This window comes from Oleiphilus sp. HI0066, from assembly GCF_001635725.1.
On record NZ_LWFH01000508.1, the window covers coordinates 1 to 801 of the forward strand.

General features: G+C 46.2%; 1 protein-coding gene. It reads left to right on the forward strand.

Annotation, left to right across the window (positions count from 1 at the left end; translation table 11 throughout):
- Nucleotides 1-85: 85 nt before the first annotated feature.
- Nucleotides 86-801, forward strand: a 716-nt coding sequence (locus A3738_RS07045; protein ID WP_082889988.1) for an FAD-dependent oxidoreductase, incomplete at its 3' end; no start/stop codon positions are given.

An 801-nucleotide genomic window follows, 5' to 3' on the forward strand; every position in this document is an offset into this window, starting at 1 on the left:
AAAAATATACATTTCATTCTGTTAAAGCGAAGCGTGACTCATTATAATTGCGCGCCCTTTTTTATTCCGTTTTTAGAGGTTATTTGTGGAATATCCAAAGCTTTACGATGTCATTGTTATAGGTGGTGGTCATGCTGGTACTGAAGCAGCTCTCGCTTCAGCACGGACAGGCGCGCAAACATTATTGTTGACGCACAATATCGAGACGCTTGGACAAATGTCTTGTAACCCGGCTATAGGCGGCATTGGTAAGAGTCATCTAGTAAAAGAAATTGATGCTCTTGATGGCGCTATGGCGAAAGCGACTGATTTGGCGGGAATACAATTTCGCGTATTGAATAGTCGAAAGGGACCTGCAGTTAGAGCGACGCGCGCTCAAGCAGATAGAATTTTATATAAAGCTGCGATCAGGGATATCCTAGAGAATCAGCCAAACTTAGATATATTCCAGCAAGCTGCTGATGATCTCGTTGTTGAAGGTGATTCCGTAAAAGGTGTGATCACCAATATGGGCTTAACGTTTAGAGCGGAATCGGTCGTACTGACTACGGGAACCTTTTTAGGTGGTGTCATTCACGTTGGCCTAGAAAATCATAGTGGCGGACGTGCCGGAGACCCTCCTTCTATTGCGCTAGCCAATCGTTTGAGAGAGCTGCCTTTCCGTGTCGGTAGATTAAAAACGGGAACGCCTCCTCGTATTGATGCACGAAGTGTAGATTTCAGCGTAATGCAACGCCAGCCAGGCGACTCACCTACTCCCGTCATGTCCTACATGGGGAATGTAGCGCAACATCCGCGTCA